Genomic DNA, 17,479 nt, shown 5'->3' with positions numbered 1-17,479 from the left:
CAACAAGGTTCTGGTTTTATGTTCAGCAAAGGGAAACGCTCCTCCTCCCACCTCGACATCCACCAGCCTCGGTCCGCCCGAGCCCTTTTTATCCGCGCCGGTTTAATCACGCTTGCCCTTGGCTCTTTCGTCGCCGCTGGTGCCCTTGCCGTGGTGATGCCCAGCAGCCCCGAACCCCTGATCTACCAAGCACGCACGGCCTTGACTTTGCCGTCAGACCTGACCGTGCTGCAGGCTCAGGACCAGCAAGCCTACATTACTGAAACCCGCATCCGCCGTGGCGACACCCTGTCCGCCCTGCTTCAGCGCATGGAAGTCAGCGAAGAAGGTTTGCTACAGTTTCTGACGCACGACAAGCAAGCGCGATCTATCTACAAGCTGTATCCCGGCCGTACCGTACAAGCCGCGCTGGATGCCAATGGCAACTTGCAGTGGCTGCGCTACCGTCACACACCGTACTCCGAACAATCTGGCCAGGGCCTGGCCCGCTGGCTGGAAGTCCGTCCCAATGGCGAGGATGGCTTTATCGCCCAGGAGCAGACCGACCTCACCCAGACCCGAGTGCGCGTGGCTCAAGCCACTATCAATAGCTCGCTGTTTGGTGCCAGCGATCAGGCCGGTATTCCCGACAACATCACCTTGCAAATGGCAGATGTGATGGGCAGCAAGATCGACTTCCTGAAAGACCTGCGCAAAGGCGACAGCTTCCGCGTGGTCTACGAGTCCTATGGCCACGAAGGCCAGGACGTGGGTTCGGGCCGCTTGCTGGCGGTGGAGTTCATCAATCAGGGCAAAACCCATGAAGCCGCCTGGTTCCAGCCTGACAATGGCTCCGGCGGTTACTACGACTTCAGCGGCCAAAGCCTGAAAGGCGCTTTCCTGCGTACCGCCCTGAAGTTCACCCGTATCAGCTCCACCTTTGGCGGTCGCCGCCATCCTGTACATGGCGGCTGGCGCGACCACAAGGGCGTGGACTACGCAGCCCCTTCTGGCACCCCTATCCATGCAACAGCGGACGGCGTCGTTGAGTTCGTAGGGCGCCAGAACGGTTACGGCAACACCATCATTCTTAAACACCACGGTGAGTTCACCACGCTGTACGCCCACCAAAGCCGCTTTGCAGCAGGCCTGCGCAAGGGTGATCGCGTCGAGCAAGGTCAACTGATTGGTTACGTCGGCTCAACCGGCTGGGCGACCGGCCCGCACCTGCACTACGAATTCCGCATTGCACAAAAAGCAATTGATCCGCTGTCGGTAGACCTGCCCGTGGCACGTGTACTGGATGCTCCACAACGCAAGCAGTTCCAGCAAACACTGGCTTCCTACCAGAACAGCTTTGCCTTGCTGCACACAGGCGACGAGCCTGTAGCGTTGGCCAGCCGCTAAGCCTATGCAAGCCCCCCTGTTTATCGGACTGATGTCTGGTACCAGCATGGACGGTGTAGATGCCGTGCTGGCATCCTTCGGCCCGCAGGGGGCACAGATACACCAAACCCACAGCCTGCCCATGCCAACCGCTCTGCGAGACGAGCTGCTGGCTTTGCAGCACCCCGGGCACAATGAGCTGGCCCGCGCCAGTATGGCCGCCCTGCAGCTTACCAAACTCTACGCCCAGGCTTGCCTGCCCTGGACTCAAGGCCCGGAAAAAGACCTGATCCGCGCGATTGGCGTACATGGACAGACTATCCGCCATGCGCCTGACCAAGGCTATACCCTGCAATTGAATGCCCCTGCCCTGCTGGCCGAGCGCTGCGGGGTGGATGTAATTGCGGATTTCCGCAGCCGGGATATCGCAGCGGGTGGCCAAGGTGCGCCTTTGGTGCCTATCGTTCATGAGGCGCTTTTCCGCCACGAGCACGGACGCGTCATTCTGAATCTGGGCGGGATTGCGAATATCTCCCTGCTGCTGCCTGGGTGTGATGTGTTTGGCTTCGATACCGGCCCGGCAAATATGCTGCTGGATGCCTGGGTGAACAAACATCAAGGCCAGCCCTACGATAAAGATGGGCAGTGGGCCAATAGCGCCGCCTCTGACCCCGCCCTGCTTGCCAGCCTGTTAAGCGAACCCTGGTTTGCTCTGCCTGCGCCTAAATCCACAGGCCGTGATCTGTTCAACCTGGGGTGGCTGCAGGAGCATCTGGATCGTATTGATCCTAAAAGCGAGCTTCAGCCTGCTGTGGTGCAATCCACTCTGATGGATCTGACTGTTCATAGCATTGCACAGGCTATCCGCTCTTACGCAGATCAGACTCAGGAATTGATTGTGTGTGGCGGTGGCGCTGCCAATCCAGCCATGCTGAAACGCTTGGGCAATCTGGTGGCGATGCCCATCCGCTCCAGCGCCGAGCTGGGCATGGATCCGCAATCCATCGAAGCCCTGGCCTTTGCCTGGCTGGCTTACGCCCATATCGAACGCATCCCTGCAGGGCTGCCCGCCGTGACAGGTGCGCGACGTGCCACGGTGCTGGGTGCTTGTTATCCGGCATAGACAGCCTTCGTAATAAGTACAACGCTGTACCTCAGCACCTCCTCGCCCTGACAAGCGCCAACAACGCAAACCTCCAAGCAGCCATTAACCATTAGCCAGTCGGTCTCCAGTCATAAGGCAATAGAGACCAGATGCACCACCGTAGTATTGATTGATCACAAAAAACTGTATATATAATCAGCACTGATCCACCAATTCAGTAGACTGTGCCATTTAGCGCGCATGCTACAGTGCAGAGCAAAAAGAGCTTAGGCTCAAGCAACTCTTAGAGAAAGACCATGAATAGATTTATGTCATTAGAGCTATGCGCCGGTGCTGGTGGGCAGGCTCTAGGACTTGAAATGGCTGGTTTCAATCATGCTGCCCTTGTAGAGATTGAACCTCCCGCTTGCGCCACATTACGACTAAACCGCCCAGACTGGAATGTTGTTGAAGGCGATTTACGCCAGTTCGATGGACGCCCTTATCTCGGTGTCGATTTAGTCGCCGGAGGCGTCCCTTGCCCTCCTTTTTCCAAGGCAGGTAAACAGCTAGGCGCCGACGACGAGCGCGACCTGTTTCCCGAAGCCATACGCATGGTTGATGAATGCCGACCCCAAGCAGTCATGCTGGAGAACGTGCGTGGCCTGCTTGATGCCGTCTTTCAGGATTACCGTAACAAGGTTGAAAAGCAGCTAAAGAAACTGGGTTATGTACCAAGCTGGAAACTTCTTAATGCCTCTGACTATGGCGTATCCCAATTACGACCTCGTGTCGTTTTTGTCGGTATCCGCAAAGAGTTTGCTGACAATTTCACGTGGCCTGAAGCAAACCAAATTGCACCTGTCACAGTCGGCGAGCTCCTGTACGATCTCATGAAAGCCAATGGCTGGCGCGGCGCTGACCGCTGGCGTGACCAAGCCAATGCTATTGCCCCCACATTGGTTGGCGGTTCCAAGAAACACGGCGGCCCCGACCTTGGCCCCACGCGGGCCAAACAAGCATGGGCAGGTCTAGGGGTTGATGGCATGGGTTTATGGGACGAGGCACCACCCAAAGACTTCGTAGGAATGCCTCGCCTAACACCACGCATGACGGCACGTATCCAGGGATTCCCTGATGAATGGGCCTTTCATGGTAGAAAAACCGCCATGTACCGCCAAATTGGTAATGCATTCCCTCCGCCTGTGGCTGCTGCTGTGGCACATCAAATCTTCAAGGCATTAAGCACAAAGCGAATTTTCAAGGTTGCATAAATGAGCGAACTCATCCAGTTTTCCGAAGCTCGTAAAGCATTCCATGCCGAACTACTCAAAACCACACTAACCACCAACCCCCAAGGCATAGTCAGTAACGCAGACAGTAGCAGCAAGCCCAGCATTCGGATTGCCAAAGGCATTGCCGACCTGCTGAAAGCAGAAACGCAAGGCGAACGCATTGCAGGACAAACCTCGGGCAAGCAATTTGAATGCGCCTGCGCTAACTTTGTACGCAATACCTTTTTGCTACTTGGACACCTACGCCCCGGCAACTGGGATATTCATCAAGTATCAGGTCGAGACCGCCTCGAAATTGCTCGCTATGAACAGTACGCGCACTTGGTAGCCCTGGATAGCGCAGCCAAACGAGACCCTGAGTTAGCCGCCGCCCTGGGCAGCGACTACACCATTACGCCTGACGTTGTTGTGGTGCGCGATACCGTTGATGACGCCACCATCAACGCACACACCACTCTTGTCGACAGCTCTGTAACAACGCTAGCCAGCCTACGAAAGCAAAACCAAGGCCGTCCGCTACTGCACGCCAGTATTTCCTGCAAATGGACGATTCGTAGTGACCGCGCCCAGAACGCACGCTCTGAAGCACTCAATCTGGTGCGCAACCGTAAAGGGCGACTCCCGCATGTCATGGTTGTCACGGCAGAACCAACACCAAGCCGCTTAGCGTCTATCGCCCTGGGAACCGGCGATATTGACTGCGTCTATCACTTCGCCCTTTACGAGCTGCAAACCACCCTGCAAACCCTAGGAATGGATGATGCCGCTGAGATGCTAGCCATCATGGTGGACGGAAAGCGGCTAAAAGACATTTCTGATTTACCGCTTGATCTGGCTATTTAAACCAAACAGACAAGTAGCCACCGCAAACCGACCAGCCTACAAAAAACCCCGGGCTCTGAACATCAGAGCCCGGGGGTTTTTATATAAAGTGATCAGCGCTGAACAATCAGCGCCAGCCCTGCCCTCTTACATCGTGAAGGAAGAGCCGCAACCGCAGGTAGTTGTCGCATTAGGATTACGGATAACGAACTGAGCACCGTCCAGGTCGTCTTTGTAATCAATCTCTGCGCCCACCAGGTATTGGAAGCTCATGGCGTCAACCAGCAGTTGCACGCCATCTTTATCAATAATGGTGTCGTCGTCGTTAACCAGTTCGTCAAAAGTGAAGCCGTACTGGAAGCCGGAACAGCCGCCACCTTGCACGAAGACGCGCAGCTTCAGTTCGGGGCTGCCTTCTTCAATCAGGAGCTCACGGACCTTCTCAACCGCTGAATCAGTAAAGATCAGTGGGGAAGGAGGGGCTTGCAGATCAACGGATTCGGTAAGAGTGCTCATGTGGTTCTCCTGCCGGCCCCCGCCGGCATGAATAATTATCATGTGATCGCCTTGCACATGACCACCCGTGGGTTGGGTGATTAGTCTGGCTGGGCGATTTTTTCCTGGCGGGAGGCGCGGATAACGCTTCCTTCCAGGACGTTCAGCGTCAAGGCGGTGGGCTCAAAGTCTGGCGGTAAAGCCAGCCAGCCCATGGCGCGCTGAAACTGGTTGAAGTTTAAAACCAAGGGATCAATCTGTTCTACAGATGACTCTGCCAGCGCCGAGTCCGGCCCGGAACTGGGTGATAGATCGATTTTAACGGTTTTTCCGCCTTGCCGCCCAGTCAACTGAAACTGAAGACGACCGGAAAAAGTCTTTCCTTCTGGGGCGTTACGTTGCAGCACCACCTTGTACTCCAGCAAATCGCCCCGTTTGCTAACGTCCAAGGCCCGGACAGTGACAGAGCCGCTGGGGCCTGGAGGGAGCAACTGCTCGTAAAAGGCCAGTTGTTCGCGTGTCTGCGCCAGCTCAGTCTGGGTAGCGAGCAAGGACTTTTCCAAACCCTTGCGGGTGCTCTCTTCCAGAACCAGTTGCCCGCGCAAGCCTTCAAACTCGCTTTGTATCTGCTGCAAGGATTGCTGGCTACGCGTCAAATTCTGCATCGCCAACTGAATTTGTTCGGACTGATCGGCCGGTTGCGTCAGACTGCGATATAGCCACAGGCCTCCGCCGCCCAACAGCACGCCGACTAATACAGCTAATGCAATGATAGACGCCCCGCCCCGCGAACGGGAGGGAGCGACAGTCTGAGAAGTGGTTTGCGGTGATTCAGCCATAAACATTTGACCTGTTCACCAAGACCAAGTTCCCTTTAAGGCAAAATAGCAACGTGATTCAAACCTGTTTGCTCTGGCAGACCAAACAAGATGTTCATATTCTGCACAGCCTGGCCCGAAGCACCTTTAACCAGATTGTCCTGCACCACCAGAATGATCAGTTGGTCGCCATTACCGGGGCGTTGCACGGAAATACGCAACTGGTTGGAAGCACGTACCGAGCGGGTTTCTGGCAAAGTACCGGCAGGCAACACGTCCACAAAGGTTTCCTGAGCGTAGCGCTGCTCGTACAAAGCCTGAAAATCGATATCCATGGCTTCGGGCTTGATACGCGCGTAGATCGTGGAGAACATGCCGCGAATCATGGGCACCAAGTGAGGCACAAAGGTCAGACCGACCGGGCCGCCTGCCAAGCGCTGCAACTGCTCCACAATTTCTGGATGGTGACGGTGCCCCGACACGCCGTAGGCCTTGAAGTTGTCGCTGGCCTCGGCAAACAGATTGGGAACCGAAGCCCCTTTACCGGCACCGGACACACCCGATTTGCAGTCTGCAATCAGATGCTGGGTATCAACCAGCGCTTTACCGCCTTCCAGCAAGGGAGCCAGGCCCAGCAACACGGTGGTGGGGTAGCAACCAGGATTACCAATTACCTTGGCTTGGGCAATTTTGTCGCGCAGCAGCTCGGGCAGACCGTAAGCCGATTGGCTCAGGATATCCGGGCAAGTGTGCTCCATCTTGTACCACTTCTGGAATACGTCCGTATCTTGCAGACGAAAGTCGGCAGCTAGATCAATAACGCGTACGCCTGCTTCCAGCAGACGCTCGACCTGGCTCATGGCTACGCCGTGCGGAGTGGCAAAGAACACCACATCGCACTGTTCCAGATTCGCGTTTTCTGGGGTAGAGAACTTCAGGTTCACATGGCCACGCAAGTTCGGATACATATCCGACACTGGCACGCCGTCCTCTTTACGCGAGGTAATGGCGACCAGCTCAACCTGAGGGTGCTGACTTAACAGACGCAGCAACTCGACCCCGGTGTAACCTGTACCGCCGACAATCCCTACCTTGATCCGGGTATCGCTATGTGTAGCCATGAACTTTCCTGAAAGAGAGACGAGCAAAAATTCTATCTTAACGTAGTCCTGCCTGTTCTCAACTACCAGACCGAGCAAAGCAGGACAAATGTAGCCAGCAAACAAAAACCCCGGACAAGTCCGGGGTTTTTGAGCACCATAAACAGGTCGCGAGGCGAATTAACGCTTGCTGAACTGTTTGCGGCGACGTGCTTTGTGCAGACCGACTTTCTTACGCTCAACAGCACGAGCGTCACGAGTCACCAAGCCAGCTTGTTTCAGTTCTGTCTTCAGTGTTGCATCGTAGTCGATCAGAGCGCGGGTGATGCCGTGACGGGCAGCACCGGCTTGGCCGCTTTCGCCGCCGCCATGCACGTTGATCTTGATGTCGAACGATTCAACATGGTTGGTCAGCACCAGTGGCTGACGCACAATCATGCGACCCGTTTCGCGAGCAAAGTATTCGTCAACAGGCTTGCCGTTGACTACGATTTGGCCCGAACCCTTCTTGATGAAGACACGAGCAACGGAGGTCTTGCGACGGCCCGTACCGTAATTCCAGTTACCGATCATGACCTATCCTTAGATGTCCAGAGTTTTAGGCTGTTGAGCACTATGAGGATGCTCGGCACCAGCGTAAACCTTCAGTTTCTTGGCCATGGCGTAGCCCAGAGGGCCTTTAGGCAACATACCCTTGACGGCCTTTTCAACGGCACGGCCAGGGAAGCGCTCTTGCATGGTTTGGAAGTTGGTTTCGTAAATACCGCCTGGGTAATTCGAGTGACGATAGTACTTCTTATCCTGCGCTTTGTTACCGGTCACGGCAATGTCAGCAGCGTTGATGATAATGATGTAATCGCCGGTATCAACGTGAGGGGTGTATTCGGGTTTGTGCTTACCACGCAAACGGCGTGCGACTTCGCTGGCCACACGACCAAGGACTTTGCCTTTAGCGTCAATCACAAACCAGTCACGTTTGACTTCAAGCGGCTTGGCCACGAAGGTCTTCATGATGGTTCCTAAATATTAAAATTCTGGGTCAAAGCAACATGCTTGGCCCATACAATCCACCCGCTTTTACAAGCTGGGCAGCTCCATTCAGCCCTGCCAAGACGTTATATTCCGCCCGTGCATTTCTGCCAAATAGCTCGCCATAATAACATAAATAGTGGATAACACTAGGGTTTCGTGTGAAAACACGGGCTTTTTGCCACACCCAGGCCCCCTCTCATAGAGGGAAAGCACATTAAAAACCCCTGCTTTCCAATTGGAAAACAGGGGTTGATAAGACAGGCCTGTCGAGCCGGAACAGATTGCTCTGCCCGGTCCAAGCTACGGGAATCAGCCTTTTTTCTGGTTTGCCAGAGCAATGCCCAGGTAGTTGTCGTAGGAACCTTCAGCGACACGGAACCAAGGCACGATCGCGTCACGGAAGCCCATGTAGTCGTCGTGAATCTTCTTGAACATAGGATCCTTGTCGCAGAATTCCTTGTACAGAATGTTGGAAGTCTTGAAGGACTCGTCCATCACGTCGCGCGGGAAGGCTTTCAATACAGCGCCGCTGGCAATCAGACGACGCAAAGCGGCGGGGCTTTGAGCATCGTACTGGGAGATCATGCGCTCGCCTGCGGCACGCGAAGCAATTTCAATCAGGGACTGATATTGCTTGGGCAGTGCTTTGAACGCAGCATCGTTCACGTACAAGGACACTTGGGCCGAACCTTCCCACCAACCGGGGTAGTAGTAGTATTTGGCCACTTTCTGGAAGCCCAGCTTCTCGTCGTCCACAGGACCCACGAATTCCACGGCGTCCAGCGTACCTTTTTCCAGCGAAGGATAAATATCGCCTGGTGGCACTTGCTGAGGCACCACGCCCATGCGGGCCAGCACTTCACCGGCAAAACCGGCTGTACGCATCTTCAGACCTTTCAGGTCTTCCAGGGAATTGATTTCCTTGCGGTACCAACCACCCATCTGGGTGCCGGTGTTACCGAACGCAAAGTTGACGATGTTACGAGTCGCGAACAGTTCACGCAGCAGCTTGGTGCCGTTACCTTCCTGCATCCAGGCATTCATCTGACGCGCGTTCAGGCCGAAAGGCACTGCCGTGTCGAAGCTGAAAGAAGGATCTTTACCGTAGTAGTAATAGGAAGCTGTCTGACCACACTCCACCGTGCCGTTGCTGACCGCATCCATCACGCCAAAACCAGGAACGATTTCACCAGCAGGGTACAGACGGATGTTGAAGTTGCCGTCCGAGGCCTCTTCCACCATCTTGCAAAACGCCTGGGCTGTCGAAAACAGAGCCGGGGTAGCGGGACCGTAAGTCGATGTCAGCTTCCAATTAACCTTGGGATTGCTTTGGGCAATAGCAGGAGCAGCAATAGCGGCAGTGCTGGCGACGGCGCCAAGACCTGCCTTTTTCAGAAACGAGCGACGCTGCATGAATAACCTCCTTGTGGGTATTCGACGATAATTGGGAAATATTTTTATGCTATGGATAGTACACTGGCGCGCCCCGAATGGGGGGCTGGGAAAGCCCGGATTATCCCGCAAATCAGGCCCTATCTTGTCGGCTCCTTGATCTGAAACACCGGATCGGTTCCCCATAGAAAACGGCCTGAGCAGGAAGCAACTCCTAACTCAGACCGTAATCCTCTGGTTTCTGACAACCCGCCTACCTATGACAAGGCATGGCGGGCTGACCCGGTATTCCAGACAGCCGGGATCAGGAACCGGCCACCGACATCTGCTCGATCAGGATGGAACCCGTACGCTTGGAGCCCGCCGCAAAGGTATCGGCACCTACCGCCACAATCTGCGCGAACATCTCGGCCAGATTACCGGCAATCGTGATCTCTTCCACAGCGTGCTGAATACGGCCGTTTTCCACCCAATAGCCAAAAGCACCACGCGAGTAATCGCCTGTCAGGTAATTAATACCCTGGCCGATCAGCTCGGTAACCAGCAAACCACGGCCCATTTTCTTGAGCATGGCCTCCAGATCGTCCTCGGGACGAGTCAGACGTGAGCTGAGCAGCAGATTATGCGAGCCACCCGCATTTCCTGTGGAAGGCATGCCCAGCTTGCGGCCGGCATAGGAGGACAGGAAGTAGCCTTTCAGCTCTCCGCCACGCACCACATCACGATCACTGGTACGCACCCCTTCCGAGTCAAACGGAGCACTACCCATGGCAGCGGCCAGATGCGGGCGCTCCAGCACATCAATGTGCTTGGCCATGACAGATTTACCCAGGGAATCCAGCAAGAAACTGGTTTTGCGATACAGCGCCGAGCCGCTGGTGGCCTGCACCAGGGCACCGATCAGGCCCACAGCCAGCGGGGCCTCGAACAAGACCGGATAGCGGCCAGTAGGAATACGTCGTGCCGACAGGCGCGACAAGGTGCGTTCAGCCGAATAGCGTCCCACCGACTCCGGGCTGGCTAAACGGGAAGGGTCACGCGAGCTGCTGTACCAGTAATCACGGTGCATATTGTCGCCCTTGCCTGCAATCGGGCTGACACTGAGCGAGTGACGGCTATATGGGTAGCCACCCAAGAAGCCACGGCTATTACCCATCACAAAATGCCCTTCAAGCGTATCTACCGATGCGCCTTCGGAATTGCTGATCAGCGGGCTCAATTCCAGCGCAGCCTGCTCGGCACGAATCGCCAGCTTGGCCGCCTGGTCAGCATCCAGCATCCAGGGGTGATGCAAGTGCAGATCGGGATAGCTTTGGGCCAGCATGTCTTTTTCAGGCAAACCGGCAAAAGGATCTTCGGCGGTATAGCGGGCAATATGCCAGGCAGCCTCCACCGTTTCACGCAAGGCTTTGACGGAAAAATCCGACGTCGAGGCCGAACCACTGCGCTGACCGGCAAACACGGTCACACCCAAGGAGCGATCTTGCGTCTGCTCTACCGTTTCCAGTTCAAGCTGGCGCACGGAGACCGCCAAACCTTTGTTTTCAGAAATATCGACGGCCGCATCACTGGCGCCCAGTTTTTTGGCATGCCGCAGCGCTTCGTCCACCAATTCGCAAAACTGGAACTGATTGGCGCTGATCGACAATTGAGAAATAGTTGGTTGACTCATTGCTACTCTTTGAGGGTTAGGCGGTTATCATAGCCAATTGGCGACAATCTTTGCTATTTCACTTCTTATGTCCCGTCCACGCACTGAAATCGATGAAAACGGTTACGACCGCCCCAGCAAATCGCAGGTAAAACGCGAGATGCACGCTCTGCTTGATCTAGGCAAACGCCTGATCGAGCTCTCGGACGACCGACTCAAACAACTTGATCTGGGTGAGCCTTTGATGGCCGCCATCAAGGATGCCAAGCGCATCAGCCCGACGGCCCGCGAAGGTCGCCGCCGTCAAATCCACTATGTGGGCAAGCTGATGCGCAATGTGGAACCGGAACCGATCCTGAAACAACTGGATGTCTGGGAAAACGGCTCCAAGGAAGACACCCGTGCCATGCACAGGCTGGAAGCTCTGCGCGACCTGTTGTTGCGTGATGACGACGCTCTGACCGAATTCATGAATGAATTTTCCGGCGCCGATATCCAGCAGTTGCGCACCCTGATTCGTGCTGCACGCAAAGAAGCGGAGAAAAATTCCACACTGGTACAAGGCCAGGACCCACAGCGCAAGCATTACCGTGCCCTGTATCAGTACATCAAGACCTTGGTAGATCTTTCGGAGTCCGCATGAACCCTCTGCTTGAGTCGATTGAGATTGAAACCGGTGCCAATCCCCAGCACGCCGTTATCTGGCTGCATGGTCTGGGTGCCGATGGCCACGATTTTGCCCCTATAGTGCCCGAACTGGGCCTGCAAGATGCCCCCGCCATCCGTTTCATTTTCCCGCACGCCCCCATCCAGCCCGTCACCATTAACGGCGGCATGGCCATGCGTTCCTGGTACGACATTTATGTTGCCGATCTGGTGCGTCACGAGGACGAAAGCGGCCTGCGTCAATCGCAGATCGAGGTGCAGAATCTGATCGCCCGCGAGAACGCCCGTGGCATCCCGACAGAAAACATTGTGCTGGCCGGCTTTTCGCAAGGCTGCGCCATGACGCTGCAAACCGGCTTGCGCTTGCCCGAACGTCTGGCAGGCATGCTCTGTCTGTCCGGTTATCTGCCCCTGGCCGCTGCGGTAGCCAAGGAGCGCCACCCGGCCAATCAGGACACACCCATTTTCATGGCTCATGGCAGCATGGACCCGGTGGTGCCTCTGACCCGCGCAGAAGCCAGCCGTCAGCAGTTGGAAGCCATGGGCTATCAGGTGCAATGGAATGTGTATCCCATGCCCCACGCCGTCTGCCCGGAAGAAATCACGGCCATTGGCCAGTTCTTCAAGCAAATACTGCGCTAAGTTCGCCACACACAAAAAAACGCCGCTGTGATTACAGCGGCGTTTTTTTTGGTTCTGGCCCGTACAGACTTACTGATAGACCCGTGCAATACGGTCCTGCCACGTCTTTTCCCGGACCAAAACACCGTCCTGTTTCAGTACCCGAGTGAAGGTGAGGTAGAAATAGGATTCATCAGACTCGATCCTGGCCTGGGCCGACAAATCTATTTCCCTCCCCTGAATGGTAAAGACATTGCGCCGATCACCCTGATAACGCGCCTTGGCGGGCGTAGCATCGTTGACCTCCCAGCGATACATCTCCTCGGACCGGTACAGATTGTCATGCAGGACCCAGCTAAGCTCATTGCTAGTCGTAAAAATCGAATCGCCCGTCTCTTCGTTGCGGACACTGCTGAATACAGGGCCGTCGCCATCAATAGTGCGACCAAAAGGAGCCGCTTCACTAGCCTGGGGTGGCGACATCACGCAAGCCTGCGTACCCTGCTGCCGTACCGGCACCACGGGCAAATCCACCCACGTATCAGCGCCCACAAACAGACTGGTCACACCGGGTGTAGGACTAGGCCAAACCATGGGGAACTGGGCATTGCTTACAGCTAAACGAATACGGTGTCCCGGCTTGAAGCGCCACGTAGTGAAATGAATGGAGGTCTCCAGCTTGGTCGCCTCACCTGGCACCAAGGCTTGGGGTTCCAGGCGCGAAACACGCTGAGAGGGGTTGATAATTGCTCCGCTGACCAAAGACACCTGACCATCCGGGGCCACATCTTCCAGTCGCACCGTCCATTGATAAAAAGGTGCATCAGCCGCGACCTTCAAGCGCACCTTGGGCATGCCCATTATTTCCATGGCCTCGGCCAAGGGTGCCGAGTCATAGACCAGGCTATGAGCATCATCGGCAGACATATCCCCCGTCTGTTCACCCCACCAGCCACCACCCGCCAAGCCCGCTCCGGCCTTGTACTGCAAAGTCCGAGCCAAACCCGAGGCAGGTGAGATAGACGCCAGTTGAGGCCCAGCTTGAGGATGCAGGCGTTGAGTCTTCGCACCGTCTACCGGCCATTGCGGATCACAGCGCCAATAGCCGGGCACGGTTTTCAGGTCTGTTGCAGGTGCATGACCCGTGCGCATGAAGGCCATTCGGCGGGGTTCATCCAGCACCCCGGTATCTATGCCTTTGAGCCAGTAATCCCACCAGCGCACCGCCTTCTCGCGCCACTCATAATTGGGACCTGGCGCTCCATACTCCGGCCAGGCGTGATTCCAGGGGCCCATTTCCACAATCACAGGCGCCTTGGAGGTCCGACTGACATCCAGAGCGAAGTCACGGTAACCATCCAGCAAGCCCCCGATCAAATAAGCCGGAACTTCCAAAGGCTGTTTTTTGAAGGCCAGGGACTCGGCGCGCCAGAACTCGCCATCCTGCTGTTGGCGCAGCCAGGTGAAGATCCAGGGCTCACGATCAAAACGGTTCTTGAAGTATTCCTCATCAATCCTATATTCCGGGCTCTGCGGCATGGCATTGTCGGTATCGATCTGGTGCGCATAGGAGTCAATATGCAAGGCACCATCAATGTAGTGAACATCGTTGTAGAACAGATCGGTGGAGCCGTGCGCCGCAATAATGGCCTTGAGCGCAGGCGGCTTTCTGTGCGCCGTCATCAAGGAATTGAACGCGCTCCAGGACAAGCCATACATGCCCACCTTGCCATTGGACCAGCTCTTGCGGGACAACTGATCAATCAGCTCCTCGGCATCGGCAATCTCGGCGGACGAATACTCACTGACGGGGACAGGGCCAGTGCTGCCTCCGGTACCACGCACATCGACCCGAGCCAGCACATAGCCTCGCTTGGCAAAATAAGAACCGTAGTCGTAGTCACCCAGAGCGAAAAAATCGTCCTTGCGATAAGGCAGCATTTCCAGGATGACCGGGAAGGTTTCCCCTGCTGTTCTGGCTGATGGCCGATAGTAAGTTACCGCCAGCCGCACACCGTCCCTCATCTCCAGGCTGTCCTGCTCCATGGAAAACTCGTAGTGGGCCTTGTCTGGTGACACCGCAGTCTGTCCAGAGCAGCCTAACAGACCACCCACCAAGAACAAGCTGAACACCCATCGTTGCAAAACAGCCAGATTCAATCGCATCATTGTGACCCCGGTATATGGCGCCAGCGGTGGCAGACACCATCTATTGATGCGGCGTCAGTCAGCGCTCCAGCGCCGACCTGCCTGCCATCACGACCGCATCATAGTCTCGCCACCGTTGAGTGAATCGGGACATCAAGAAACAATTAAACGCTTACTTCCCTGTAGAACCAGCTAAACCGCCCGCCTTTAATCTGAACGACGTGTCTCACCCAGATCCAGCCAGACACGGCGCATGCTGGGATCCTCAGGGTCAGCATCATTCTGGAAACCCAAACGCTTCATCAAGGCTTGCATGGGGGCATTGGAAGCCAGCACATAACCGTCTATATAGGTCAGCCCCTGCTCGGCGGCTGCCTGGATCAAGGCTTCCATCAAGGTGAACCCCAGGCCACGTCGCTGCCAGGCATCCCCAATCACCAGGGCATACTCCGCCCCCCGGCCATCGCCATTACGCAGATAGTGGGCAAAGCCAATAATCTCGTCACGCGGATGGTTACGGTTGTCGGGATTAGGCGAGCGCACCGTCGCGATCAGCGCCAGCTCCCGGTCGTAGTCGATTCGGGTATAGCGGGACAACATGCGTGGTGTCAGTTCGCGCAGCATGGACACAAAGCGCATATAACGGCTTTCATCCGACAGGCCGCGCATGAAGGCTTGCAGCGCCTCGGCATCTTCCGGGCGGATAGGTCGCAAGGTCCAGCGCTGATCATCCTTGAACTGACGCCGCTCGATCAGATGACGCGGGTAAGGATGAATCGCCATGTGGCGATAGCCTGCCGTTTCGGGCAGCACCAGCATGGACTGCTTGCTCAGGGAAATAGAAATGCTCTTGATGTACAGGCTGTTTTCACCCGCCATGATCGGGTCCAGAACGACACGACGTACGCCGGGCAGCTCGCTCATCAAGTCCGACAAACGCTCCAGCACCTGCAGAAGTTGCGTCAGCACCAAGGGCGTCAACTGCGAGGACAAGCTCTTGCGCCACAGCGGACTACGCTCAACCAACTGACGCGCCAAATAACGGTTCAGCGGTGGCAGCTCGACCGCCGGATAGGAAGAGGACAACCAATCCGCATGGTCTGCCCCGCCAAACACGGCATAGGGCCCGAGCTTGTCGTCGGTCTCGAAACGCAGGCCCATAGCTGAAACATCGGGATCCGGTTCACCCTGATCGTGGGTGACACGCAGATCCACCACAGGCACGTGAAAGTAGCGCAGCAGATCACGACACTCCTGCTCGCTGGCCTCGCGCCGTTCGCTTTGAATCTGACGTACCAGTTCGCGGGCCGGTTCCACTTCGGGCAGAGTCCCCAGCGGCAAGGGCGGCAAAGTTTGCTGCGACAAGTGCTGGTTGTAGTGATATCGGGCCAGCAGATCAAAGGCGTTGGCAGCCGTATCCGGAGTACGGAAAGCGGGGGTTCCTACCCCGTCCAGCAAATGACGCAAAGGCCGCATATCCGCATCACCAATCAGACACGTGATGATGGGTTTACGGGCACTGGCCGATAGCATGGCCAGCTCTCGTGAGACCGCAGGCATATCGGCCAAGGGATCAGGGGTCAGCAAGACCAGTACCCCGTCGATATCCTTGTCATCCAGCAAGGTGGAGATAACCGAATCGATACGCATGGGCGTCAGCGGCACATAGGTCACCACCGGGTTTTGTACCTGATCACCAGGAGCCAGCAGATTATCCAGCGCACGTTGGGTCGAAGCAGACAGCTCCGGGCAAGTCACCGCCGCATCCGAGCCCAATACATCCAAAGCCATCTGCGCTGCGCCATTGCCATTGGAGAACAAGGCAATACGCCGCCCTTTGGGACGACGGGTATAGACCAGCACTTTCAAGGCCGAAAACAACTGCACAAAATAACGAATGCGCACCGCGCCTACACGTCGCATCAAGGCATTGAACACCGCCTCGTGGGCCTCGCCCTGCTGACGCTGACCACCTACCTTCAAAACCACCACGGGCTTGACGGCTGCCACCGCGTGCAAAGCACTGGTAAAACGACGAGAGGCCGGTGTGTGTTCCAGATACAGCGCGATACTGTCAGTACGCGGGTCCATTGCCAGATATTCCAGCACCTCGGGCACATCAATGACGGCCTCATCCCCGACCGACACAATGGCGGAAAAACCCAAACTGACATCATCCGCCCAGTCCATCAAGGCCGAGGTAATCGAGCGCGACTGGGATACCAAGGCCACTCGCCCCGCCAAGGCCATTTGTGGCTCATGGCTAAGGTTGATGCCCATATGTGGCCGCTGTATGCCGAACGCACGCGGCCCCAGCACCAGGCAATTATTGATACGCGCCCAGGAGCGTGCATACACCATGTCTTCCATGGGGTCGCGGGAGGCCAGGTTCGAGGGCAACAGCAGCACCACGCGCGGCTTGTGGACCCGGATGGCATCCAGAGCCTGCGGCAAACGCACCGGCTCAATACACACCAGCGCCAAATCCAGGCGCTGGGTATCGGTCAAGCCTTCCAGACGGTCTGGCACCAGAACCTGCGTGGCCGTAATGCGCGCCTGGGTGATCCGTCCAGCCAGCCGAGCTGGCATATCCTTGATCAGCGGCAAGGGTAATGTGGAAACGACCAACACCGAACGGGGCTCAAACAATGCTGTCAGACGATGCCTTAGGGCTGCCATGATTGTTCCGCCATAAGAAGATCACGCACCAAAATAATGAATCCCCCATCTTAAGCACAGCCGCCCACAAATAAAAGGGACTTGGCTGGCTATATCTGTCTTGCATCATCTGCCCGCTTTTTACCCTGCCGCAGGCCATTCATATACTTTCGTATAAACCCCATACGCCAATGCCTGGGCAAAAACGGCGCAAAGCCAGTCGCAAAGCCGCTTGCAGACCGTAAAATAACATCCGTTCGGAAAGCAGGACCTTTCGTTCTCTCTGACAGGAAAAACACACACTATGTCCAGCGACGACAGTCGAAGAAAGA

15 protein-coding genes are annotated in these 17,479 nt (G+C 56.1%); 6 read left to right on the top strand and 9 right to left on the bottom strand.

Going from position 1 to position 17,479, the window contains the following annotated elements:
- Window positions 1-156 precede the first annotated feature (156 nt).
- The 4 genes from OSH09_RS09560 (at window position 157) to OSH09_RS09545 (ending at window position 4,587) form a co-directional block, all read left to right on the top strand.
- Window positions 157-1,386, top strand: a complete 1,230-nt coding sequence (locus tag OSH09_RS09560; RefSeq protein WP_376912181.1) for a M23 family metallopeptidase — start codon at window positions 157-159, stop codon at window positions 1,384-1,386.
- 4 nt (window positions 1,387-1,390) lie between these two features.
- On the top strand, window positions 1,391-2,488 hold the full coding sequence (locus OSH09_RS09555) for an anhydro-N-acetylmuramic acid kinase (protein ID WP_266120847.1): 1,098 nt from the start codon (window positions 1,391-1,393) through the stop codon (window positions 2,486-2,488).
- Between the two features lie 278 nt (window positions 2,489-2,766).
- Window positions 2,767-3,723, top strand: coding sequence for a DNA cytosine methyltransferase (locus OSH09_RS09550; RefSeq protein ID WP_266120846.1), 957 nt, complete (start codon window positions 2,767-2,769; stop codon window positions 3,721-3,723).
- Window positions 3,724-4,587, top strand: coding sequence for an NgoMIV family type II restriction endonuclease (locus OSH09_RS09545; RefSeq protein WP_266120845.1), 864 nt, complete (start codon window positions 3,724-3,726; stop codon window positions 4,585-4,587). It abuts the gene before it with no gap.
- A gap of 126 nt (window positions 4,588-4,713) precedes the next feature.
- Here the strand turns inward: OSH09_RS09545 and erpA are convergent, their stop codons facing one another.
- The 7 genes from erpA to pmbA form a co-directional block, all read right to left on the bottom strand.
- On the bottom strand, window positions 4,714-5,082 hold the full coding sequence (gene erpA / locus OSH09_RS09540; protein ID WP_003801826.1) for an iron-sulfur cluster insertion protein ErpA: 369 nt from the start codon (window positions 5,080-5,082) through the stop codon (window positions 4,714-4,716).
- 80 nt (window positions 5,083-5,162) lie between these two features.
- Window positions 5,163-5,900, bottom strand: a complete 738-nt coding sequence (locus OSH09_RS09535; RefSeq protein ID WP_207872177.1) for a DUF6776 family protein — start codon at window positions 5,898-5,900, stop codon at window positions 5,163-5,165.
- Between the two features lie 35 nt (window positions 5,901-5,935).
- Window positions 5,936-7,000 (bottom strand): N-acetyl-gamma-glutamyl-phosphate reductase, encoded by a 1,065-nt coding sequence (gene argC, locus OSH09_RS09530; RefSeq protein ID WP_266120844.1) that lies wholly within the window; start codon window positions 6,998-7,000, stop codon window positions 5,936-5,938.
- A gap of 159 nt (window positions 7,001-7,159) precedes the next feature.
- Complete coding sequence (rpsI, locus tag OSH09_RS09525; protein WP_189392419.1) at window positions 7,160-7,552, bottom strand: 30S ribosomal protein S9; 393 nt, start codon at window positions 7,550-7,552, stop codon at window positions 7,160-7,162.
- A 9-nt stretch (window positions 7,553-7,561) separates the two neighbouring features.
- Entirely contained in the window at window positions 7,562-7,990 is a 429-nt protein-coding gene (gene rplM, locus OSH09_RS09520; RefSeq protein WP_094197715.1) for a 50S ribosomal protein L13, read from the bottom strand.
- A gap of 330 nt (window positions 7,991-8,320) precedes the next feature.
- The gene (locus OSH09_RS09515) at window positions 8,321-9,424 is read right to left on the bottom strand and encodes a TRAP transporter substrate-binding protein (protein ID WP_207872179.1); all 1,104 of its coding nucleotides are present in this window, start codon (window positions 9,422-9,424) and stop codon (window positions 8,321-8,323) included.
- Between the two features lie 283 nt (window positions 9,425-9,707).
- Window positions 9,708-11,075, bottom strand: a complete 1,368-nt coding sequence (pmbA, locus tag OSH09_RS09510; RefSeq protein WP_207872180.1) for a metalloprotease PmbA — start codon at window positions 11,073-11,075, stop codon at window positions 9,708-9,710.
- 67 nt (window positions 11,076-11,142) lie between these two features.
- Here pmbA and yjgA point away from each other — a divergent pair, with 67 nt between their 5' ends.
- Both yjgA and OSH09_RS09500 read left to right on the top strand, forming a co-directional pair.
- Window positions 11,143-11,697: a ribosome biogenesis factor YjgA gene (yjgA, locus tag OSH09_RS09505; RefSeq protein WP_207872181.1), complete on the top strand. Its 555-nt coding sequence runs from the start codon at window positions 11,143-11,145 to the stop codon at window positions 11,695-11,697.
- Entirely contained in the window at window positions 11,694-12,362 is a 669-nt protein-coding gene (locus OSH09_RS09500) for an alpha/beta hydrolase (RefSeq protein ID WP_266120843.1), read from the top strand. Before yjgA ends, OSH09_RS09500 begins: the two co-directional genes overlap by 4 nt.
- Window positions 12,363-12,431: 69 nt before the next feature.
- On the opposite strand, the gene OSH09_RS09495 is transcribed toward OSH09_RS09500, so the two are convergent.
- Both OSH09_RS09495 and OSH09_RS09490 read right to left on the bottom strand, forming a co-directional pair.
- Entirely contained in the window at window positions 12,432-14,510 is a 2,079-nt protein-coding gene (locus tag OSH09_RS09495; RefSeq protein WP_266120842.1) for a CocE/NonD family hydrolase, read from the bottom strand.
- 186 nt (window positions 14,511-14,696) lie between these two features.
- Window positions 14,697-17,168 (bottom strand): bifunctional acetate--CoA ligase family protein/GNAT family N-acetyltransferase, encoded by a 2,472-nt coding sequence (locus tag OSH09_RS09490; protein ID WP_266120841.1) that lies wholly within the window; start codon window positions 17,166-17,168, stop codon window positions 14,697-14,699.
- Between the last annotated feature and the right edge of the window lie 311 nt (window positions 17,169-17,479).

Source organism: Alcaligenes parafaecalis, assembly GCF_026344135.1.
Taxonomy (GTDB): domain Bacteria; phylum Pseudomonadota; class Gammaproteobacteria; order Burkholderiales; family Burkholderiaceae_B; genus Alcaligenes; species Alcaligenes parafaecalis.
Note: the sequence above shows the minus strand (reverse complement) of the source record. Positions and strands in the feature narration are given on the sequence as shown.